This window comes from Acidovorax sp. SRB_24 (assembly GCF_012931925.1).
Map to the genome: position 1 here is coordinate 12,192 of NZ_MWOM01000036.1, position 19,448 is coordinate 31,639.

Below are 19,448 nucleotides of genomic sequence, written 5' to 3' on the forward strand. Positions count from 1 at the left end.
GCGCGCGGCGCAGCGTCAGCCCGGAAAGCGCACGCGCACCGTGCAGCCGGCGCCCAGCGCCGCCGTGGCCTGGGCCTCGCCGCCATGGCGCCGGGCGATGGCACGCACCGCCGCCAGGCCCGCGCCGACGCCCTCGAACTCGGTCTCACGGTGCAGGCGCTGGAACACGCCGAACAGCCCCGCCGCCTGCGCCGCATCGAAGCCCACGCCGTTGTCCTGCACGCTCAGCGTGGCGCCGGTGCCGTCGGCACTGCGCTCCACGCCAATGGCGATGCGCGCGGGCGCGCGCCCCGGCGTGAACTTGAGCGCGTTGCCCAGCAGCTCGGTCAGCAGCTGGCGCAGCAGGGCCGGGTCGCCGTGCAGCACGGCCGCCGCGGTGGCGATCTGCCACGCGACGGCGCGGCCCCGGGCCAGCGGCGCCACGGCGGCCTGCGCCTGTGCCACCAAGTCGGCGAGGGCCACCGGCTGGCGCTGCAGCGGCGCGCGCGCGATGCGCGACAGCGCCAGCAGGCCGTCGAGCATGCGACCCATGCGCCGCGCCGACTGGTCCATGGTGGCCAGGAAACCCTGCGCCTCTTGCAGCTCCTCGCCCTGCAGGCCGCAGTCCTGCAGCAGCTCGGCCACCAGCGGGCCGTAGGAGGTGATGTGGCGCAGCGGCGCGCGCAGGTCGTGCGAGACGGCGCGCAGAAAGTCCTCGTGCGCGGCGCGCAGCTCGGCCAGTTCGCTCTCGCGCGCAAGCAGCAAGGCCTGCGCCTGTTCCAACGTCAGGTCGGCGCGCCGCTCCGGCGTCATGGCTTGGGCTGTTTGGCCGGGCGCTGCCAGTTGGCAATGCCCACCTGCTTGCCGCGCGCCACGCCCAGCGTGCCCGGGGGCACGTCCTTGGTGAGGGTCGAGCCGCCGCCCACCGTCGCGCCCGCACCGAGCGTGATCGGTGCGACCAGCACGCAGTTGCTGCCCACATGCACGTCGGCCTCGATCACCGTGCGGTGCTTGTTGGCGCCGTCGTAGTTGGCGGTGATGCTGCCAGCGCCGTAGTTCACGCGCTCGCCCACGGTGGCGTCGCCCAGGTATGCCAGGTGGTTGGCCTTGGCGCCGTCGGCGAGGGTGCTGTTCTTGACCTCGACGAAGTTGCCGATGTGCACCTCGCGGCCCAGCCGCGCGCCGGGGCGCAGGCGCGCGAACGGGCCGACCAGCGCGCCCTCGCCCACGGCCACGCCGGCCTGTTCCCCATCGATGTGGGTGTAGGGGTGGATGACGGCGCCGGCGGCGATGCGCGCATTGGCGATGCAGCAGTGCGCGCCGATCTGCACGCCCTCGCCCAGCTCCACATGGCCGGTGAAGATGCAGCCGGCGTCGATCTCGACGTCGGCGCCGCAGACCAGTGCGCCGCGCACGCCCGAGCGCCGGTCGTCGCGCAGGTCGAAGCGCGCCGGGTCGGCCAGGCGCACGCCCTGCTCCATCAGGGCACGGGCCTGGCGCAGCTGGTGCGCGCGCTCGAGCCCGGCCAATTGCACGGGGCTGTTGACGCCCTCGACCTGCAGCGCGTCCGCAATGCGGTGGGCGACCACGGGCACGCCGTCCCGCACCGCCATCGCGACGATGTCGGTCAGGTAGTACTCTCCCTGGGCGTTGTCGTTCGACAGGCGCGCGAGCCAGGGCGCGAGCCGCCCGGCGGGCACGGCCAGGATGCCGCTGTAGACCTCATGGATCGCGCGCTGCGCCTCGCTCGCGTCCTTGTGTTCGACGATGCCCTGCACCGCGCCATCGGCAGCGCGCACGATGCGGCCGTAGCCCGTGGGGTCGGGCAGCGTGACGGTGAGCAGCGCCAGCGCGCCGCCGGGCGCGCCCTCGGACGCGGCGACCAGCGCGCGCAGGGTCTCGACCTGCGTCAGCGGCACGTCGCCCGAGAGCACCACCACCGTGCCGTCGCCGGCCAGCAGCGGCACCGCCTGCTGCACCGCGTGGCCGGTGCCCAGCTGCGGCTCCTGGCGCGCGAATTTCAGGTCAAAAGTGCCTGCAGCGCTTGTCCAGCCTGTGCTGGTAGCTTCTACTTCTGTAGCACCGTGGCCGGTGATGATGACCGCGCTGCGCGGCGCCAGCTGCGCCGCCGTATCGAGCACATGCTGCAGCAGCGCGCGGCCGGCGAGCCGGTGCAGCACCTTGGGGCGGCTGCTTTTCATCCGCGTGCCCTTGCCCGCGGCCATGATGAGAATGTCCAGTGGTGTCATGAAAATTTCCGTCGTCTCGACTGGCCCCTGCGGCCCGCCGCCCCCACGGCGGCACGCGCCCGGCGGCAGGCGCAATTATCGGCTGCGCGGCTACAGCAGCGGCACGCGGCGCGGCGGCAGGTCGTAGTACTCGGCCACACGCTCCAGCGCGCGCGGGTTGGGCAGGCGCAGCCGGCCCTGGGCGATCTCGTGCAGGCCGAGCTTGGCCAGGCGGCGCAGCGTCTTGTTGGTGTGCACCAGCGACAGCCCGAGCGCATCGGCGATGTGCTGCTGATTGATCGGAAAGGGCACTCTGGCGTCCTCCACCAGCCCGATGCGTTCGAGCCGGCGGTACAGGTGGATCAGCAGCATGGCCACGCGCTCGGTGGCGTTGCGCTGCCCGGCGGTCAGCAGGTTTTCGTCGACGAAGCTCTCGCCGCGCGCCGACAGCCACGTGATGTCGTAGCCCAGGCGCGGCTCGGCGCGGAACAGGTCCCACAGCCGCTCGCCGGCGAACACGCACAGCGCGCAGTCGGTCACCGCCTCGACGCCGTGCGCGGCGTCGTCGCCAAACTCCTGCTGCAGGCCGACCAGGTCGCCCGGCAGCACGAAGTTGAGGATCTGCCGGCGCCCGTCGCTCAGTGTTTTGTAACGAAACGCCCAGCCCGCATAGAGCGTGAATAGTTTGCCGTTGGAGACATGCTCGCGGATCACGGCCGCGCCGGCCGGCACCGCGACCGTGCCGCTGCGAAACGATTCGATGAATGCCAGCTGCTGCGGCGTCACCGCAGTGAACGCATCGTTGCGGCGCAGCCGGCAGTCGGCGCAGTCGCGCGGCGGGCAGGTGTGGGCAAGGGCATCGGCGCTCATGGTGCGCGGATTCTAGGGCCGCCGCAGCCCTGGGGCATGGTGCGGCACAGCCCGCAGCGGGGCCCATCTCTGCTGTGTCTTTTGACATTGCGGCGCGCCGCCGCGCTCCCTACATTGGCCCTCTATGGCCTCTTCCCTCACGACCCTCTACCAGGTGCTCTACGTCAGCCTTCTCGGGCCCGACGTGCCGATCAGCGCCGTGGCCGACATCGCCGGCCATGCGCGCGCGGCCAATGCGCAACGCGACATCACGGGCCTGCTGGTCTTTGACGGCGGGCGCTTTTGCCAGCAGCTCGAAGGCTGGAAAAAAGATGTGCTCGCGCTGACCGAGCGCATCCGCCAGGACCCCCGCCACACCGGCGTAACCATCCTGCACCACGGCCCGCTCGCGGCGCGGCGCTTTTCGGGTTTCAGCCTGGCCTTCAGCGCCGTGGAAGACGCCGACACGCTGGCACAGCTCGAACTCCTGGACGGCGAGGCGGCCCTGCAGGCGTTTGAAGCCATGCGCGACAGCGTGCTGCTGTGAGCCGCCCGCAGGCACAGCGCGACCCTGCGCCGTGGGCTGCGTCAAAAAGGGCTGCCAGCGCTGACTGCAGCCGCGCTGGCAGCGCTTGGGGCGTGGAAGCGCGTCGTCAGGCGCAGCAGGCGCCCTGCTCGCCCTCAACCGTCCCGTGGCGCTGCCACCACCGGCGCAGCGCCTGCAGGCGCGACACGCTAGCGCCGGCGAGGCCGCCGAGCTGGTAATGCACTCCCTCGGGCCCCACGGGCTCCAGCACCACCTGCTGACCCGGTACCAGCCACAGCGTCTGGCCCGGCGCGACAAACACGTCCGCCGACTGCGCGGCCTCGCCGTGCGGCCCCGCGCCAAGCGTGACCCAGGCCTGGCCGCGCGCGACGCGCAGCGCCACCGGCTCGCGCGGCCGCAGGCTGCGCGCACTGCCCGCGCCGAGGCGGCACAGCGGCGCAGGCAGTGATCCGGCCGTGCCCCGGACCGCTGATTGTTGCGAATTCAGAATAGTCGATGCAGCCATGGCCGTCTCCAAGCAAACCCTATGAGGCCCTGATAGTGATGGCAGCTAGGCTGGACGTCCAATGAAAAGCAATGCCATCATTCATTCATGAACCGCATCAATCAACCTGCGGCCCCGGCGCCGCTGTCGGCCGTGGCGCTGCGCACGCGCCCGATCGCCGCGGGCCAGTTGCGCGCCTTTGTGGCGGTGGCGCGGCAGCTCAACTTCCGCGCCGCGGCCGACGACCTGGCGCTCACGCAGTCGGCAGTCAGCCGCCAGATCCAGGCGCTCGAAGACGACGTCGGCGTGCCGCTGTTCCTGCGCCACACGCGCGCCGTCGAGCTCACCTCGGCCGGCGCGCAGCTGCTGCGTGCGGTGGCGCCGGCGCTCGAACGCCTGGACAGCGCCGTGCGCCAGATCCGCCAGACGGCCGGACGCAAGAGCGTGGCCATCACCACCTGGGCCTCGTTTGCGTCGATGTGGCTGATTCCGCGGCTCGAGCCGTTCCAGCACGAACACCCCGACATCGACATCCGCATCGACGCCTCCGACACCTGCGTCGACCTGGACACCGCCGACGTCGACCTGGCCCTGCGCTACAGCGTGCCCGGCTTCCACCTGCGCGGCGCGCAGCGCCTGTTTGGCGAGCAGCTGGCTGTGGTGATCAGCCCGTGGCTGCTCAAGAGCGGCGCCGTGGTCGACACACCTGCGGACGTCGCAGGCTTCACCCTGATCGAGGCGGCCGACGTCCACCGCACCCAGCAGCTCGACTGGCTCACGTGGCGGCGCTGGTTCGAGATGCACGGCATGCCCGCCGTCCAGCCCAAACGCTGGCTGTACTTCAACTACGCGCACCAGATTGCCCAGGCCGCCCTGACCGGCCAGGGCCTGGCCCTGGCCCGGCTGCCGCTGGTGGCCGACAGCTTGGCGCGCGGCGACCTGGTCGAGGTGCTGCCGGCGCACCGACTCGACTCGCCGCTGGCCTATTGGCTGCTGGTGGGCCCGCGCAGCGGCCAGCGCCCCGAGGTGCAGGCCTTTTGCGCCTGGCTCGCGCTGCAGGCGCAGGCCACGCGCGCGGCCATCGGCGATGTGCCGGACACCGACCTGAACGACGACCTCGGCTGATGCCCTGTCAATTCAATAGCTGCCAGCGCTTACGGCACCAGCGTCAGAGCCCGATTTCATTAAAAATGCGCCTCAGGCCAGCGTGACGCGCGCAAACTTGCGCTTGCCCACCTGCACCACATAGCTGCCCGCGGCCAGCTTCAGCCCGCGGTCGCTGACCACGCTGCCGTCCACGCGCACGCCGCCGCCGTCGATCAGGCGGTTGGCCTCGCTCGTCGAAGGCGCCAGGTTCGCCTGCTTGAGCAGCGCACCAATACCCAGCGGCCCGCCCGACAGGCCCACCTCGGGGATCTCGTCGGGAATGCCGCCCTTGCTGCGATTCATGAAGTCCTGCTCGGCGGCCTCGGCCGCGGCCGCGCTGTGGAAGCGTGTGGTGATTTCCTTGGCCAGGGCCACCTTGGCCTCCTTGGGGTTGCGCCCGCCCGCCACCTCGGCCTGGAGCTGCGCGATCTGTTCGAGCGACTGGAAGGACAGCAGCGTGTACCAGTCCCACATCAGCGTGTCCGAGATGCTCAGCACCTTGGCAAACATGGTGTTGGGGTCTTCCGTGATGCCGATGTAGTTGTTCTTGGACTTGGACATCTTGTCCACGCCGTCCAGGCCCACGAGCAGCGGCATGGTGAGCACGCACTGCGGCTCCTGGCCATACTCCTGCTGCAGGTGGCGGCCCATGAGCAGGTTGAAGGTCTGGTCGGTGCCGCCGAGTTCGAGGTCGGCCCGCAGCGCCACCGAGTCGTAGCCCTGCATCAGCGGATACAGGAACTCGTGCACGCTGATCGACTGGCCGGTCGAGAAGCGCTTGTGGAAATCCTCGCGCTCCATCATGCGCGCCACGGTGTACTTGGCGGCCAGCGAGATCATGCCGCTGGCGCCCAGCGGCTCGCACCACTCGCTGTTGTAGCGGATTTCGGTGCGCGCCGGGTCCAGCACCAGGCTGGCCTGCTGGTAGTAGGTTTCGGCGTTGGCCTTGATCTGCGCGGGCGTGAGCGGCGGGCGCGTGCTGTTGCGGCCCGACGGGTCGCCGATCAGACTCGTGAAGTCGCCGATCAAAAAAATGACCTGGTGGCCCAGGTCCTGCAGCTGGCGCATCTTGTTGAGCACCACGGTGTGGCCGATGTGGATGTCCGGCGCCGTCGGGTCCAGGCCGAGCTTGATGCGCAGCGGCTGTCCCGTGGCCTCGGACCGCGCCAATTTCTTCGCCCACTCGTCCTGCGGCAGCAGCTCCTGCGCACCGCGCAGCGAGATTTCCAGCGCCCGTCCTACACCATCGGAGACAGCAGATGTTGTAACAACAGATTGATTCATAAGGGTTTCCTTGGGTGTCTGATGTAGGAGGTTGGCTATACTTCGCCCCACCTTGCAGTGGCGGATTCTAAGTGTGGCCGCCTTTTCGACCCGTTCGAACGGCTGCTTCCTGACAGTTTGTGCGCTCCGCGGCCCGGCTCCACCACCGGCCCTGGCTCCCGCGGACACACGCCCACCCTGGGGATCACTCCTTGACACACGGTTTCACCACCGCCAGCCTCGCTTTGCTAGAGCGGCTGTCCCACAGCATCCAGAAACACCCCAAGCGGCTGACCGCCGTGCTCGCAGCCATGCTGCTGACCGGCGGCGGCGGCGCTTTTGCCGTCGCGTCGTTCGGGCCCGACCCCGTCGACCTGCCCGTGCGCCTGGTCGAGCAGCCCGTTGAATCGCTGGCCAGCGGCGCCTCGCTGGCCGACCTGACCGAAGGCCCCGGCTTCTCGCTCTACCGCTCAGACCAGGTGCGCAGCAGCGACACCCCCGAGTCGCTGCTGCAGCGCATGGGCGTGGCCGATCCGGCCGCCGCCGCCTTTTTGCGCCGCGACACGCCGGCGCAGCAAAACCTGCTGGGCCGCAGCGGCCGCCTGGTCTCGGCCGAGACCACCGACGACCACCGCCTGCTGCGCCTGACGGCGCGCTGGGCGCCGGACGACAGCGGCAGCTTCAAGCGCCTGGTGATCGAAAAATCGGGCCATGGCTTCGCCTCGCGCATCGAAACGGCGCCCCTGGCCACGTCGAGCCGCCTGGCCGGCGGCGTGATCCGCAGCTCGCTGTTCGCCGCGACCGACGCCTCCAACATCCCCGACACCGTGGCTGTGCAGCTCGCCGAGATGTTCTCGGGCAGCATCGACTTCCGCCGCGCACTGCGCCAGGGCGACCGCTTCTCGGTGGTCTATGAAACGCTCGAAGCCGATGGCGAACCGCTGCGCAGCGGCCGCGTGCTGAGCGCCGAATTCCACAACAACGGCAAGACCCACCAGGCGGTGTGGTTCCAGGAGACTGCCGCCGCCCAGGGCGCGTACTACACGCTCGACGGCCAGAGCCTGCGCCGCGCCTACCTGAGCTCGCCCGTGGAGTTCTCGCGCATCTCCAGCGGCTTCAAGATGCGTTTTCACCCCATCCTGCAAAAATGGCGCGCCCACCTGGGCACGGACTTTGCGGCGCCCACCGGCACCACCGTGCGCACCGTGGGCGATGGCGTGGTCGAATTCGCCGGGGTGCAGAACGGCTACGGCAACGTCGTCTACATCAAGCACCGCAACCAGCACGTCACCGTCTATGCGCACCTGAGCCGCGTCGACGTGCGCACCAACCAGGCCGTGGACCAGGGCCAGACCATCGGCGCCGTGGGCGCCACGGGCTGGGCCACGGGCCCGCACCTGCATTTCGAATTCCGCGTGAACGGCCAGCAGAAGGATCCGATGGCCATCGCCCAGCAAAGCGAATCGGCCGCGCCGGTGTCCGCCGCAGCCCGCCCGGCATTCAACCGTATCGCCGCGGTGATGCGCACGCAGCTGGCATCGGCCGAGCTGATCCAACAGGCCAGCGCCGACTGACGCTGCAGCGCGCCGGCGGGACCTGTCCCGTCCCGCGGCGGCCCATGCCCCACCCCATCCCATGTCCGAGTGGTACATCGGCCTGATGTCGGGCACCTCGCTCGACGGCATCGACGGCGTGCTGGCCGATTTTTCGGCATCACAATGCACGGTAACGCACTACCAGTCTGCGCCGTTAGCTCCTGAATTAAGAGCAGATCTGCTCGCCCTCAACACCCCCGGCGCCGACGAGCTGCACCGCGCAGCCCTAGCGGGCAATGCGCTCGCGCGCGCCTATGCCGGCGTGGTGCACGCGCTGCTGGCGCAAAGCGGCCTCCAGGCCACGGACGTGCGCGCCATCGGCGCCCATGGCCAGACGGTGCGCCACCGGCCGCAGGAGTTCGACGGCACCGGCTACACCCTGCAGCTGGGCAACCCGGCGCTGCTGGCCGAACTCTGCGGCATCGCCGTGGTGGCCGATCTGCGCAGCCGCGACGTCGCCGCCGGCGGCCAGGGCGCGCCGCTGGTGCCAGCCTTCCACCAAAACGTTTTTGGCCAGCCCGGCCGCGCCACCGCCGTGCTGAACCTGGGCGGCATGTCCAACCTCAGCGTGCTCGGCGCCCAGGGCCAGGTGCTGGGCTTTGATTGCGGCCCCGGCAACGCCCTGATGGACCACTGGTGCCTGCAGCACACCGGCCAGCCTTTCGACGCCGGTGGCGCCTGGGCGGCCAGCGGCCAGGTGATGCCAGAGCTGCTGCACGCCTTGCTGGCCGAGCCTTTTCTGGCCAAGCCCCCGCCGAAGAGCACGGGGCGCGACCTGTTCAACCCACCGTGGCTGGCAACGCGGCTGGCGCCCTTTGCCCAGGCGCGCGCTGCCGACGTGCAGGCGACCTTGACCGAATTCACCGCCAGCGCCTGTACCGCGGACGTCGTCCGCTACGGAGGCGACAGCAACACGCTGATCGTCTGCGGCGGCGGTGCGCTCAACGCGCACCTCCTGCAGCGCCTGCAGGCCCTGCTGCCAAGCATGGCGGTGGCGTCATCGCAGGCCCACGGCCTGCCGCCGCTGCAGGTCGAGGCGGCGGCGTTTGCGTGGCTCGCGCGCCGCGCCCTCCGCCACGAAAGCGGCAACCTGACGCGCGTCACCGGCGCCGCCGGAGCGCGCGTGCTCGGAGCGGTCTACCCCGCCTGAGGACCTGGGAGTGCGGGCCCTGCAAAAGAAGCAACCCAAGAAAAAGCCGCCCGTGGGCGGCTTTTCATCTGCCGTGCAAGCGGGGCTCAGGAGAAGCTCGAACCGCAACCGCAGGTCGACGTCGCCTGGGGGTTCTTGATGACGAACTGGGCGCCCTGCAGGTCTTCCTTGTAGTCGATCTCGGCGCCCACCAGGTACTGGAAGCTCATCGCATCGATCAGCAGCGACACACCGTTCTTGGTCATCACGGTATCGTCGTCGTTGGCGATTTCATCGAACGTGAACCCGTACTGGAAGCCCGAGCAGCCGCCGCCCTGCACAAAAACGCGCAGCTTCAGATCGGGGTTGCCTTCCTCGGCAATCAGGTCCGCCACCTTGGCCGCCGCGCTCTCGGTAAAGATGATCGGGTCGGGCATTTGGGGGGGGATGTTTTCAGCAACTGCGCTCATGGGGCACTCCAATTCAGGGTTTCGGGGCAAATCCTACTGCAAACCGCCAGAAGTGCGGGCCCCCCGGTTGTTTGACGCCAAATCCAGTGGGGGTTTTTCTCCCGGCAGGCGGGCAGTATCCCTGCGGCACAGATGGTGGCGTGGCGGCGCATTTCCAGCCTCTGGCGCCATCGCCGCAAAACAAAAAGCCGCCGCAAGCGAACTTGCGGCGGCTTTTTTGGCAGGCAGAAACCAGCGGATTAGCGCTTGGAGAACTGCTTGGCGCGGCGGGCAGAGTGCAGGCCGACCTTCTTGCGTTCCACTTCGCGCGCATCGCGCGTCACGAAGCCGGCTTGGCTCAGTGCGGGCTTGAGTGCTGCGTCGTAGTCGATCAGGGCGCGGGTGATGCCGTGGCGGGTCGCGCCGGCCTGGCCGGACTCACCGCCGCCGTGCACGTTGACCATCACGTCGAAGGTTTCGGCGTGGTTCGTCAGCATGAGGGGCTGCTTGGCGATCATGATCGAGGTTTCACGGCCGAAGTAGGACTGGATGTCCTTGCCGTTGACCGTGATCTTGCCGCTGCCTTTTTTCAGAAACACGCGGGCGACGCTGGACTTGCGACGGCCGGTGCCATTGTTCCATTCACCAATCATCTCAAGGCTCCTTACAGTTCCAGCACTTTGGGCTGTTGGGCGGTGTGGGGATGCTCTGCACCAGCGTACACCTTGAGTTTCTTGATCATGGCGTAGCCAAGCGGGCCCTTGGGCAGCATGCCCTTGACAGCCTTTTCCAGCGCGCGGCCGGGGTGCTTGGATTGCATGTCGCGGAAATTGGTGGCCGTGATGCCGCCCGGATAACCCGAGTGGCGGTAGTACACCTTGTCGGTGGACTTGGTCCCGGTGACCTTGATTTGCGCTGCGTTGATGATGACGATGAAGTCACCGGTATCGACGTGAGGCGTATAAATGGCTTTGTGTTTGCCGCGCAGACGGAGGGCAACTTCGCTGGCTACCCGGCCGAGCACCTTATCGGTGGCGTCAATCACAAACCACTCGTGCACGACCTCAGCGGGTTTGGCGCTGAAAGTTTTCATGAGTTTTCTCTTTCGAGGGTTTGACCAGCCTGGAACAGGGGCTGGCGTCCTGGGGACTCTTTTCCACGGTCGGTGCTTCTCTTCAACGGAAACCTCTTAGGTGGCACTTGCAGGCAAGGCCTGCACTTCGCCGCGGAGTCACGCAAGCGCTGCGAAGCCCGCCATTATACAAAGGCAAGCCCGGCTGTGCGCATTTCTTGTACAGAGGCCCGTCCAGGGGCCGCGCGCGTCAGTTGCCGAAACGCGTGTCGGCCTGCAATTGCACGCGGCGGCGGTGTTCCACGCAGATGGGCGTGGCCGCGAACGCGGGCTTGGGGCATTCGCGGTACAGGCAGGCGCTTTGCGTGAAGAAATTGGTATTGACACAGGGCTGGTGCGCGGCCTCGTGGCGTGGGCGGGATGGCGCCAGCGGTGGCGGCGCGCCGGCAGAGGCCGGCGCGCGCGCAGGCTCGCGCGCCACCTCTGGCTGCGGCACCCGGGACGCCTTGGGAGGAATCCGCACGGGAGCCCTCGGCGCCGCTGCCGGGTCTGACGCCTCGACAAACGCCGGTGCGGGGCCCGCAGGCGCTGCCGCGGCCACTGCCTCCACCACCGCTGCCTCGGTGGCGGCGACGGCCGGCTCCTGCGGCACGGGCACAGAGGCGGTAGGCGCGGCGGGCTCGGCCCATTCCGTGATGATGCCGTCCTGCGGTGCGGTCTGCGGCGCACGCCGGCCCCAGCCATAGCCGCCGGCCACGGCCACGATCAGCACCACGCCCGCGAGCCACGCCCAGGCGCGCTGCGGCTTCGCGCTGCGCAGCGGTTCTGGCGCGGACTGGCCGGCTAGCTTGGCGAGTGGCCTGGGATTTGCGCCTTCCGCTGCGCCCTCGGCGTCCGGAACCACGAGATCGAGGACCTGCACGCCCTCCCCGGATGGGGGTACAGCCCCCCCAAGGGCGGCGTGCGGCGCCACCGGGCGCGCAGACAGCGTCGCCGCCAGTGGCACGCCAGCCGAGTCCAGGCCAGGCCCGGCCAGCGCCCCAGCGGGCTGGTGCGCCGGCCCCACCCAGATATCGCCGAGCTGCGCGCGGAAGTCGAAGTGCTCGAGCGGGCCGGGAGGCGCCACCATGGCCATGGTTTGCAAAAATGCGTCGATGTCCTGCGGCCGGTCTTCGGACCGCAGCGCCAGCGACTGGGAAATGGCGGCAACGAAAGCCGCAGAGTACTCTTGGCCAAATTGCCGGCCCACGGTCTTGGCGACCCGGGCAAACGGCACCATGCGGTCGCGGATGGAACGCAGCGTAGACGGCATGGGCGCCTCGTTGCACAGGCAGCCGTGCACCACGGCGGCCAGCGAATACAGGTCGCTCCACGGGCCCTGCGGCATGTCGGCGTCGCCGTCGGCGTATTGCTCTATGGGGGCGTAATGAACCTTCAGGACCGCGGTGTGCCGCTGGTCGCGGTCATTGATGGCGTGGCGCGCAGCCCCCAGGTCCAGCAGCACCGGCGGGCCGACGTCCTGCAGAAAGATATTGTCCGGCGAGATGTCGCGGTGCAGGGTCTGGCTGCCGTGCAAGGTGCGCAAGGCGTCCAGCACCGACCACAGCACGGTGCGCAGCCAGGCCTCGGGCGGGGGCGTGCGCATCTGTGCACGCGCCTGCTTGAGCGTCATGCCCCGGTACAAGGGCATGACCATGTAGGCCGTGTTGTTGGCTTCCCAGAAACGGAAGACCTTGACCAAGGACGGATGCTCGAACTGCGCCAGCATCCGCGCCTCGCCGACGAACGATTTGAGGCCCGCCTGATAGGCCTGCTCGTCGCTCGACGAACGCACCCACAGCGACTGGCCTTCGGTGCGCCCGGCCAGCGCCGCGGGCAGGTACTCCTTGATGGCCACCGTGCGCAGCAGCGAATGGTCGAAGGCCTGGTAGACCACGCCAAATCCGCCCACCCCCAGCAAGGAGCACACCTCGAACTCCGCCAGGCGCGTGCCCGTAGGCAGTGCGTCCACATGGCGCACGGCAGGAGCGGAAGCAGCGAGGGGGTCGGTCATGGGCGTGCAGTTCGACGTTTAAGAACAATAACATACCGTTGGTAACGATCAAATCGCCAGTGGCTGCGGGCGCCATCATCGGCCATTCCTGCGGACCTCTGGCAACAAACCGCATCCGGCTCTGCGAGCCGCCGCCCTGGCTGCGGCAAGTCGTTCCTGGACCCCATGAGGGCGCAAGGCGCAAACCCGCCCATGGCACGCGCGCGGACCAGCCCCGGCCGGTGGTTACCATAGCGCCATGTTCAGTTACCGCCACGCCTTTCACGCAGGCAACCACGCCGATGTGCTCAAGCACACCGTGCTGATTGCCACCTTGCAATACCTCACCGAGAAGGACGCGGCCCTCACCGTGCTGGACACCCATGCGGGCGCCGGCCTGTACCGGCTCGACGGCGACTACGCCAAGACCAGCGCCGAAGCCGCGGGCGGCATCCTGCGCCTGGGCGCGCCCGGCGCCGCCACCGCCGCACCGCTGGCCCCGGCCCTGCAGGCCTACATCGACCTGGTGCGCGCCTTCAACAGCAGCCCCAGCACCAAGGTCTACCCGGGCTCGCCCTTCATCATCCAGCGCCTGCTGCGCGCTCACGACAAGCTCAAGCTGTTCGAACTGCACCCGGCCGACCTGCGTGCGCTCGCGGGCAACGTGGCCCAGCTCGAGGCCGGCCGCCAAGTCGCCGTGCTGCACGAGGACGGCTTCGAGGGCATCAAGAAGTTCCTGCCCCCACCAGCCCGCCGCGCGCTCGTGTTGTGCGATCCCAGCTATGAAATCAAGAGCGACTACGGCAAAGTGCTGGACATGGTTGCGGATGCGCTCAAGCGCTTTGCCACCGGCACGTATGCCGTCTGGTACCCCATCATTCCGCGCCCCGAAGCACACGACCTGCCACGCCGCCTCAAGACCCTGGCCCAGAAGGCCGGCAAGGGCTGGCTGCACGCAACGCTGACCGTCAAGTCCAGCAAGATCACCGAAGACGCCGCAGGCGAGGTCAAGCGGCCCGGCCTGCCCGCGAGCGGCATGTTCGTGGTCAATCCGCCGCACACGCTCAAGGCGCAGCTCAAGGACGCCCTGCCCCAGATGGCCGAGCTGCTGGGCCAGGACAAACACGCCACGCACACGCTCGAAGCGGGCAGCTGAACGCGCCCCTGCCGGTCAGGTTGGCGGGCAGTCCTTCTCTTCCGGCTCCAGCACCGTCAGTACCACCGGCTTGGTGCCGCGCCCGAGCATGTCCAGCGCCCGGGCGGCGGCGCGGCTGAGATCGATGATGCGGCCGGCCGTGTGCGGTCCCCGGTCGTTGATGCGCACCTGCACCACCTTGCCGTTCACCAGGCTGCGCACGCACACCTGCGTGCCAAACGGCAGCGAGGGGTGCGCGGCCGTGAAAGCGTGCATGTCGAAACGCTCGCCACTGGCCGTGCGGCGGCGGTGCAAGGAGGCGCCATACCACGAGGCCTGTCCCTGCTCCTCGGCGCGCGCAGCGGGCGCTTCCACCGCGTCCCCCGCCGCGCTGTCGGCAGGACGGGGGGCGGGCAGGGGCCGGGGCGGCCGAGGCGATGCAGGGGCCTGCGGCGCGGCCGGCGCCGCTTGCGCGGGCCCGGGAGCAGGGACAGTCGCTGGCCTAGCGCGATCGCCCAGGGCGCAGCCCTGAACCAGCAGGGCGCCCGCGCAAGCGAGCACGGCGCAGCCCGCGGCGAGCGGAGAAAAACGGCCAGTGGCCAGGGAAAAACAGCGAATGAGGGCAGGCAACAAGCGCCAAATGGTAGCGCAGGCCAAAAAAATCCCCGCCGAAGCGGGGAAGGGACCTCGGCCGCTGGCCGGCGGCCGGTCGGGGCCGGCTACCGGCCGGAGCTCAGAAACGCCAGCCCAGGCCCACGCCGAACAGCACCGGATCGACCTTGAAGGTGCCGATCTTGGCGCCGGCAGCGGATACATCGGTGCGGATGTAGACCTTCTTCACGTCGAAGTTGAGGTACAGGTTCTTGGCGACCGGCACGTCCACGCCCACCTGCAGCGCGGGGCCGTAGCTGTTGCGGTCCACGGTCACGCCGGCAGGCAGGTTGACCGCGCTCAGGCGCGTGTAGTTGACGCCGGCGCCAACGTAGGGCTTGAACGCACCGAGGTTGGTGAAGTGGTATTGGGCGGTCAGCGTGGGCGGCAGGTGCTTGAACGAGCCGATGGCGGCGCCGTTCGAGTACAGCGTGTGCTTCTGCGGCACGGTCAGGATCAACTCGACGGCGACGTTCTTGTTGAAGAAGTAGCTGATGTCGACCTCGGGCAGCCACTTGTGGTTGGCCGACAGGCCCAGGCCGGTGGTGTCGCTGTTGTCGCTGCTCAGGTGCACGGCGCGTGCGCGCACCATCCAGGGGCCTTCGGCGGCCTGCTGGGCCACGGCGGCGGAGCTCAGGACAGTGCCCAGCAGGGCGGCGGCGATGGCGTGTTTTTTCATGTCTTTCATCCAAAGAAGTCCGGGGACAATCCCCAATGGCTATTGAATGACCGATGCGCTAAGGCACGGTTGACCTGTATCAATCCGTGTCGGCCGGTGGCATAAAAACATCACTCCCAGTAGGCCTATTGGCCCTCGCCGATCCCGGGCAGGCCCAGCCCCAGGCGGCGGCAGATCTCCAGCGTGGCCGCGCTCTGGTTCATGGTGTAGAAGTGCAGTGCTGGCGCCCCGCCCTCGCGCAAGCGCGCGCACAGCTCGGTCACCACGTCCAGCCCGAAGGCGCGGATAGAGGCCGTGTCGTCGCCAAAGCCCTGCAGGCGCAGCCGGATCCAGCGCGGGATCTCGGCGCCGCAGGCGTCGGAAAAGCGCATCAGCTGGGTCGATCCCATGATGGGCATGATGCCCGGCACGATGGGCACCTCGAGGCCCAGGCGCTGGGTCTCCTCGACGAATCTGAAGTAGGCGTCGGCGTTGAAGAAATACTGCGTGATGGCCGAATCGGCGCCCGCGCGCACCTTGGCGGCAAAGGCCTGCAGGTCGGCCTCGGGCGAGCGCGCCTGCGGGTGCACCTCGGGGTAGGCCGCGACCTCGATCTGGAAGCCGCGCCCCGTCTCGCTGCGGATGAATTCCACCAGATCGCTCGCGTAGTGGAACTCGCCGCCCGCGCCGTAGCCGCTGGGCAGGTCGCCGCGCAGCGCCACCAGGCGCTTGACGCCCATGGCCTGCAGCTGGGCCAGCTCGCCCCGCACCGAGGCGCGCGTGGCGCCGATGCACGAGAAGTGCGAGGCCGCGCTCACGCCTTCGGCCAGGATGTCGCGCACCGTGGTGAACGTGCCCTCCTGGGTCGAGCCGCCCGCGCCATAGGTCACGGAACAGAACTGCGGCTGCAGCGCATACAGCTGCTGGCGCACCGCGCGCAGCTTGTCGGCGCCCTCGGGCGTCTTGGTCGGAAAAAATTCCACGCTGACGGGAAACGGCGCACTCGGCGCCCCGCCTGCGTGCGTCGGGTTCGTTGCGCTCATGCGCCCCTCCTGGCAAAAACAAAAAACTCCCGGTTGCCGTCGCCGCCGTAGATCGGGCTGTCGAGCCAGGCCTGCACCTGCAGGCCCAGCGCGGCGCAGCAGTCGCGGATGCGCTGCTCGACCACGGCGTACAGCGCCGCATCGCGCACGATGCCGCCCTTGCCCACTTGCCCCGGTTGCAGCTCGAACTGCGGCTTGACCAGCATCAGCAGCGCGCCCTCCGGCGCCAGCAGCGGCACCAGCGCAGGCAGCACCAGCGTGAGCGAGATGAACGACAGGTCGCCCGTCACCACATCGAACAGCGGCGTGGTGTCAACGCCTGCGCACTCGGGGCGGCGGCGGCGCTCGACGGGCAGCGTGCCCGCTGCGCGCGCCTTCGCCTTTTCGGCGCGCTCGGCCTTGAAGCGCTCGATGTCTCGGTCCTTGGCGTCGTCGCTGTCGTCGTATTCCTCGTCCACCAGCCCGCCATTGCGCATCCAGCTGTAGGGCGCCTCGGGCTGGGTCTCGTTGTCGTCCACCTCCTCGATGACCTCGGACAGCGCCAGCTCGCAGTCCTGCTGCAGGGCGCCCGGTGTGAGCCCCCGCGCGTTCACGCCTTCGACACAGATGACGCGCGGGTCGCTGCGCAGCCGCTCGTGCAGCTGACCGTGGCCGACATCAACACCGACCACCTGTGCCGCGCCCTGCTGCAGCAGGCAGTCGGTGAAGCCGCCCGTGCTCTGGCCCACGTCCAGGCAGCGCAGGCCGGCCACGGACAGGGTCGTGGCCTGGAGCGCCCCTTCGAGCTTGAGGCCGCCGCGCGAGAGGTACTGTGCCTCGGCGCTGTCGAGCAGCCGCACCTCGGCCACGCTCGGGATGTCGTCACCGTTCTTGGCCACCTTCTGCCAGGGCGCGCGCGGCGACAGGCGCCACTCCACACCGGCCGCAATCAGCCGCTGCGCCTGTGAGCGCGTGGCCGCATGGCCAAAATCCACCAAAAAAACATCTGCGCGCATGCATCACTCTCTCGCCCACGGGCGATAGTTTTATATCAAATTGGCCTCTAGCCCTTGCTCCGTATGCGCTGATAGCTCCTAAAAACGCATCAGCCAAGGGCGCCGGATCAGTAGCGGTAGGTGTCGGCCTTGTAGGGCCCGGTCTTTTCCACGCCGATGTAGGCGGCCTGTGCGTCGGTCAGTTCGGTCAGCATGGCGCCGACTTTCTGCAGGTGCAAGCGCGCCACTTTTTCGTCCAGCGACTTGGGCAGCACATACACCTTGCCGGCTTGGTAGGCATCGGGCTTGGTGAACAGCTCGATCTGCGCAATGGTCTGGTTGGCGAACGAAGCGCTCATGACAAAGCTCGGGTGGCCGGTGCCGCAGCCCAGGTTCACCAGACGGCCCTTGGCCAGCAGGATGATCTTCTTGCCGTCGGGGAAGGTGATGTGATCGACTTGGGGCTTGATCTCTTCCCACTCGTACTTCTCGATCGACGCCACGTCGATCTCGTTGTCGAAGTGGCCGATGTTGCAGACGATGGCCTGGTCTTTCATGGCGGCCATGTGCTCGTGGCGGATCACGTCGCGGTTGCCGGTGGTGGTGACGAAGATGTCGGCCTTGTCGGCGGCGTATTCCATCGTCACCACTTTGTAGCCTTCCATCGCCGCCTGCAGGGCGTTGATCGGGTCGATTTCGGTCACCCAGACCTGCGCGCTCAAGGCACGCAGCGCCTGCGCCGAGCCCTTGCCCACGTCGCCGTAGCCGGCCACGCAAGCCACCTTGCCGGCGATCATCACGTCGGTGGCGCGCTTGATGCCGTCGACCAGCGACTCGCGGCAGCCGTAGAGGTTGTCGAACTTGCTCTTCGTCACCGAGTCGTTGACGTTGATGGCACGGAACAGCAGCGTGCCCTTGGCGCTCATTTCATTGAGGCGGTGCACGCCGGTCGTCGTCTCTTCGGTCACGCCGATGATCTCGGCGGACTTGCGCGTGTACCAGGTCGCATCGGCGGCCAGCTTGGCGCGGATGGCGGCGAACAGGATGGTTTCTTCCTCGCTCGTGGGCTTGCCCAGCACCGAGAGGTCTTTTTCCGCGCGCTGGCCCAGGTGCATCAGCATGGTGGCGTCGCCGCCGTCGTCGAGGATCATGTTCGGACCTTCGCCTTCAGCGCCCTGAGCGCCGAACTCGAAAATGCGGTGCGTGTAGTCCCAGTAGTCGGCCAGCGACTCGCCCTTGATCGCGAACACCGGCGTGCCGCTGGCGGCGATGGCGGCGGCGGCGTGGTCCTGCGTCGAGAAGATGTTGCACGAGGCCCAGCGCACCTGCGCGCCGAGCGCCTGCAGCGTCTCGATCAGCACGGCGGTCTGGATCGTCATGTGCAGGCTGCCGGTGATGCGTGCGCCCTTCAAGGGCTGGCTGGCGGCGAATTCCTCGCGGATGGCCATCAGGCCGGGCATCTCGGTCTCGGCGATGCGGATTTCCTTGCGGCCCCAGTCGGCCAGGGCGATGTCGGTGATCGCGCAATCGGCGTTCAAGTCGGTATTCAGGCGTGCGTTCATGGTGTGCTCCAAAACGAATTCAGGAAAACCACTTGCCGGGGGAGAGAAAGAAAAGCCAAGCTCACCACACGAGAAGTGGATGAGCGTCGTTGCGGGGGGACAGGTTCCGAGCCTCACGCCCCACGCTGGTGGGAGGCGCTGCAACGCTCCTCGGAAAAGCTGGCCATTTTAGTACAGCCGCACGGCAGACCCGGCTCAGTCCGCGTGCAGCGCAGGGCCACAGCCGACACCTGCGCGGTCGGCATTCCTACAGCCGGGGCGCGCCGATGCCCTTTCAATCGACAGCGTGATCCCGGCCGATCCCTGTGACCGGCATTTCGTTCCACCTTCTTGAACAGAAAGAATCCCCGCCATGAAAAAACTGATCGCCATCGCCATCGCCTCCATCGGCCTGGCAGGCCTTGCGGCCTGCGACGTGAAGAAAACCCAGGAAGGCAATGTCACGTTGCCCAAGTACGAGGTGGAAAAAACCCAGTCGGGCGATGTCACGCTGCCCAAATACGATGTCAAGACGCCGGACGTCCACGTGACCACGGAAGAGAAGACCATCACGGTGCCCAAGGTCGAAGTCACACCGGCCAAGTAAGCGCCGCCCGGCCGCGCGCCACGCGGGGCGCGGCCCGCGGCACACGACGCGGGGATAATCGGGCGG

The 19,448-nt window shown here is 68.4% G+C and carries 20 protein-coding genes and 1 riboswitch; of the genes, 6 read left to right on the plus strand and 14 right to left on the minus strand.

Annotated elements, in window-relative coordinates:
• Window positions 1–15: 15 nt before the first annotated feature.
• From B2J89_RS13200 to B2J89_RS13210, 3 genes are all read right to left on the minus strand, one after another.
• Window positions 16–792, minus strand: a complete 777-nt coding sequence (locus B2J89_RS13200; RefSeq protein ID WP_169169552.1) for an ATP-binding protein — start codon at window positions 790–792, stop codon at window positions 16–18.
• Window positions 789–2,228 (minus strand): bifunctional UDP-N-acetylglucosamine diphosphorylase/glucosamine-1-phosphate N-acetyltransferase GlmU, encoded by a 1,440-nt coding sequence (glmU, locus tag B2J89_RS13205; protein ID WP_169169553.1) that lies wholly within the window; start codon window positions 2,226–2,228, stop codon window positions 789–791. Before glmU ends, B2J89_RS13200 begins: the two co-directional genes overlap by 4 nt.
• Before the next feature lie 90 nt (window positions 2,229–2,318).
• A complete protein-coding gene (locus tag B2J89_RS13210) occupies window positions 2,319–3,077 on the minus strand; it encodes a Crp/Fnr family transcriptional regulator (protein ID WP_169169554.1) in 759 nt (252 codons plus the stop codon).
• 124 nt (window positions 3,078–3,201) lie between these two features.
• Between B2J89_RS13210 and B2J89_RS13215 the strand changes: the two genes are divergently transcribed.
• A complete protein-coding gene (locus B2J89_RS13215) occupies window positions 3,202–3,603 on the plus strand; it encodes a BLUF domain-containing protein (protein ID WP_169169555.1) in 402 nt (133 codons plus the stop codon).
• Window positions 3,604–3,709: 106 nt separating this feature from the next.
• On the opposite strand, the gene B2J89_RS13220 is transcribed toward B2J89_RS13215, so the two are convergent.
• The gene (locus tag B2J89_RS13220; RefSeq protein ID WP_169169556.1) at window positions 3,710–4,108 is read right to left on the minus strand and encodes a DUF2917 domain-containing protein; all 399 of its coding nucleotides are present in this window, start codon (window positions 4,106–4,108) and stop codon (window positions 3,710–3,712) included.
• Window positions 4,109–4,195: 87 nt separating this feature from the next.
• On the opposite strand from B2J89_RS13220, the gene B2J89_RS13225 reads away from it, so the two are divergent.
• Window positions 4,196–5,212 carry a LysR substrate-binding domain-containing protein gene (locus tag B2J89_RS13225; RefSeq protein WP_169169557.1) on the plus strand — a complete coding sequence of 339 codons (1,017 nt, stop codon included), beginning with the start codon at window positions 4,196–4,198 and terminating at the stop codon, window positions 5,210–5,212.
• Between the two features lie 72 nt (window positions 5,213–5,284).
• Here the strand turns inward: B2J89_RS13225 and tyrS are convergent, their stop codons facing one another.
• Window positions 5,285–6,517, minus strand: coding sequence for a tyrosine--tRNA ligase (gene tyrS / locus B2J89_RS13230; RefSeq protein ID WP_169169558.1), 1,233 nt, complete (start codon window positions 6,515–6,517; stop codon window positions 5,285–5,287).
• Between the two features lie 191 nt (window positions 6,518–6,708).
• Between tyrS and B2J89_RS13235 the strand changes: the two genes are divergently transcribed.
• Window positions 6,709–8,070, plus strand: coding sequence for a M23 family metallopeptidase (locus tag B2J89_RS13235; RefSeq protein ID WP_169169559.1), 1,362 nt, complete (start codon window positions 6,709–6,711; stop codon window positions 8,068–8,070).
• Window positions 8,071–8,131: 61 nt separating this feature from the next.
• A complete protein-coding gene (locus B2J89_RS13240; RefSeq protein WP_169169560.1) occupies window positions 8,132–9,241 on the plus strand; it encodes an anhydro-N-acetylmuramic acid kinase in 1,110 nt (369 codons plus the stop codon).
• Between the two features lie 86 nt (window positions 9,242–9,327).
• On the opposite strand, the gene erpA is transcribed toward B2J89_RS13240, so the two are convergent.
• The 4 genes from erpA to B2J89_RS13260 form a co-directional block, all read right to left on the minus strand.
• Window positions 9,328–9,690: an iron-sulfur cluster insertion protein ErpA gene (gene erpA / locus B2J89_RS13245; protein ID WP_169169561.1), complete on the minus strand. Its 363-nt coding sequence runs from the start codon at window positions 9,688–9,690 to the stop codon at window positions 9,328–9,330.
• Window positions 9,691–9,929: 239 nt separating this feature from the next.
• Complete coding sequence (rpsI, locus tag B2J89_RS13250; RefSeq protein WP_169169562.1) at window positions 9,930–10,322, minus strand: 30S ribosomal protein S9; 393 nt, start codon at window positions 10,320–10,322, stop codon at window positions 9,930–9,932.
• Window positions 10,323–10,333: 11 nt separating this feature from the next.
• Window positions 10,334–10,762 carry a 50S ribosomal protein L13 gene (gene rplM, locus B2J89_RS13255; protein ID WP_169169563.1) on the minus strand — a complete coding sequence of 143 codons (429 nt, stop codon included), beginning with the start codon at window positions 10,760–10,762 and terminating at the stop codon, window positions 10,334–10,336.
• A gap of 229 nt (window positions 10,763–10,991) precedes the next feature.
• On the minus strand, window positions 10,992–12,794 hold the full coding sequence (locus B2J89_RS13260; protein ID WP_169169564.1) for a serine/threonine-protein kinase: 1,803 nt from the start codon (window positions 12,792–12,794) through the stop codon (window positions 10,992–10,994).
• Window positions 12,795–13,032: 238 nt separating this feature from the next.
• Between B2J89_RS13260 and B2J89_RS13265 the strand changes: the two genes are divergently transcribed.
• Complete coding sequence (locus tag B2J89_RS13265; RefSeq protein ID WP_169169565.1) at window positions 13,033–13,929, plus strand: 23S rRNA (adenine(2030)-N(6))-methyltransferase RlmJ; 897 nt, start codon at window positions 13,033–13,035, stop codon at window positions 13,927–13,929.
• A 15-nt stretch (window positions 13,930–13,944) separates the two neighbouring features.
• Here the strand turns inward: B2J89_RS13265 and B2J89_RS23215 are convergent, their stop codons facing one another.
• The 5 genes from B2J89_RS23215 to ahcY form a co-directional block, all read right to left on the minus strand.
• The gene (locus tag B2J89_RS23215) at window positions 13,945–14,283 is read right to left on the minus strand and encodes a septal ring lytic transglycosylase RlpA family protein (protein ID WP_206041737.1); all 339 of its coding nucleotides are present in this window, start codon (window positions 14,281–14,283) and stop codon (window positions 13,945–13,947) included.
• Window positions 14,284–14,641: 358 nt separating this feature from the next.
• A complete protein-coding gene (locus tag B2J89_RS13275) occupies window positions 14,642–15,238 on the minus strand; it encodes an OmpW family protein (protein WP_169169567.1) in 597 nt (198 codons plus the stop codon).
• Between the two features lie 125 nt (window positions 15,239–15,363).
• On the minus strand, window positions 15,364–16,260 hold the full coding sequence (gene metF, locus B2J89_RS13280) for a methylenetetrahydrofolate reductase [NAD(P)H] (RefSeq protein ID WP_169169568.1): 897 nt from the start codon (window positions 16,258–16,260) through the stop codon (window positions 15,364–15,366).
• Window positions 16,257–17,255 (minus strand): TlyA family RNA methyltransferase, encoded by a 999-nt coding sequence (locus B2J89_RS13285; RefSeq protein WP_169169569.1) that lies wholly within the window; start codon window positions 17,253–17,255, stop codon window positions 16,257–16,259. The genes metF and B2J89_RS13285 overlap by 4 nt, the downstream gene beginning before the upstream one ends.
• A gap of 107 nt (window positions 17,256–17,362) precedes the next feature.
• Complete coding sequence (gene ahcY, locus B2J89_RS13290) at window positions 17,363–18,796, minus strand: adenosylhomocysteinase (protein WP_169169570.1); 1,434 nt, start codon at window positions 18,794–18,796, stop codon at window positions 17,363–17,365.
• A gap of 74 nt (window positions 18,797–18,870) precedes the next feature.
• A riboswitch (S-adenosyl-L-homocysteine riboswitch) is annotated at window positions 18,871–18,954 on the minus strand.
• Window positions 18,955–19,148: 194 nt separating this feature from the next.
• On the opposite strand from ahcY, the gene B2J89_RS13295 reads away from it, so the two are divergent.
• On the plus strand, window positions 19,149–19,382 hold the full coding sequence (locus B2J89_RS13295; RefSeq protein WP_169169571.1) for a hypothetical protein: 234 nt from the start codon (window positions 19,149–19,151) through the stop codon (window positions 19,380–19,382).
• Window positions 19,383–19,448: the final 66 nt, after the last annotated feature.

What these genes read in the sequence shown, in the direction of transcription:
- B2J89_RS13200 (WP_169169552.1), bottom strand. Translation starts at nt 792, where the DNA reads ATGACGCCGGAGCGGCGCGCCGACCTGACGTTGGAACAGGCGCAGGCC.
- glmU (WP_169169553.1), bottom strand. Translation starts at nt 2,228, where the DNA reads ATGACACCACTGGACATTCTCATCATGGCCGCGGGCAAGGGCACGCGG.
- B2J89_RS13210 (WP_169169554.1), bottom strand. Translation starts at nt 3,077, where the DNA reads ATGAGCGCCGATGCCCTTGCCCACACCTGCCCGCCGCGCGACTGCGCC.
- B2J89_RS13215 (WP_169169555.1), top strand. Translation starts at nt 3,202, where the DNA reads ATGGCCTCTTCCCTCACGACCCTCTACCAGGTGCTCTACGTCAGCCTT.
- B2J89_RS13220 (WP_169169556.1), bottom strand. Translation starts at nt 4,108, where the DNA reads ATGGCTGCATCGACTATTCTGAATTCGCAACAATCAGCGGTCCGGGGC.
- B2J89_RS13225 (WP_169169557.1), top strand. Translation starts at nt 4,196, where the DNA reads ATGAACCGCATCAATCAACCTGCGGCCCCGGCGCCGCTGTCGGCCGTG.
- tyrS (WP_169169558.1), bottom strand. Translation starts at nt 6,517, where the DNA reads ATGAATCAATCTGTTGTTACAACATCTGCTGTCTCCGATGGTGTAGGA.
- B2J89_RS13240 (WP_169169560.1), top strand. Translation starts at nt 8,132, where the DNA reads ATGTCCGAGTGGTACATCGGCCTGATGTCGGGCACCTCGCTCGACGGC.
- erpA (WP_169169561.1), bottom strand. Translation starts at nt 9,690, where the DNA reads ATGAGCGCAGTTGCTGAAAACATCCCCCCCCAAATGCCCGACCCGATC.
- rpsI (WP_169169562.1), bottom strand. Translation starts at nt 10,322, where the DNA reads ATGATTGGTGAATGGAACAATGGCACCGGCCGTCGCAAGTCCAGCGTC.
- rplM (WP_169169563.1), bottom strand. Translation starts at nt 10,762, where the DNA reads ATGAAAACTTTCAGCGCCAAACCCGCTGAGGTCGTGCACGAGTGGTTT.
- B2J89_RS13260 (WP_169169564.1), bottom strand. Translation starts at nt 12,794, where the DNA reads ATGACCGACCCCCTCGCTGCTTCCGCTCCTGCCGTGCGCCATGTGGAC.
- B2J89_RS13265 (WP_169169565.1), top strand. Translation starts at nt 13,033, where the DNA reads ATGTTCAGTTACCGCCACGCCTTTCACGCAGGCAACCACGCCGATGTG.
- B2J89_RS13275 (WP_169169567.1), bottom strand. Translation starts at nt 15,238, where the DNA reads ATGAAAAAACACGCCATCGCCGCCGCCCTGCTGGGCACTGTCCTGAGC.
- metF (WP_169169568.1), bottom strand. Translation starts at nt 16,260, where the DNA reads ATGAGCGCAACGAACCCGACGCACGCAGGCGGGGCGCCGAGTGCGCCG.
- B2J89_RS13285 (WP_169169569.1), bottom strand. Translation starts at nt 17,255, where the DNA reads ATGCGCGCAGATGTTTTTTTGGTGGATTTTGGCCATGCGGCCACGCGC.
- ahcY (WP_169169570.1), bottom strand. Translation starts at nt 18,796, where the DNA reads ATGAACGCACGCCTGAATACCGACTTGAACGCCGATTGCGCGATCACC.
- B2J89_RS13295 (WP_169169571.1), top strand. Translation starts at nt 19,149, where the DNA reads ATGAAAAAACTGATCGCCATCGCCATCGCCTCCATCGGCCTGGCAGGC.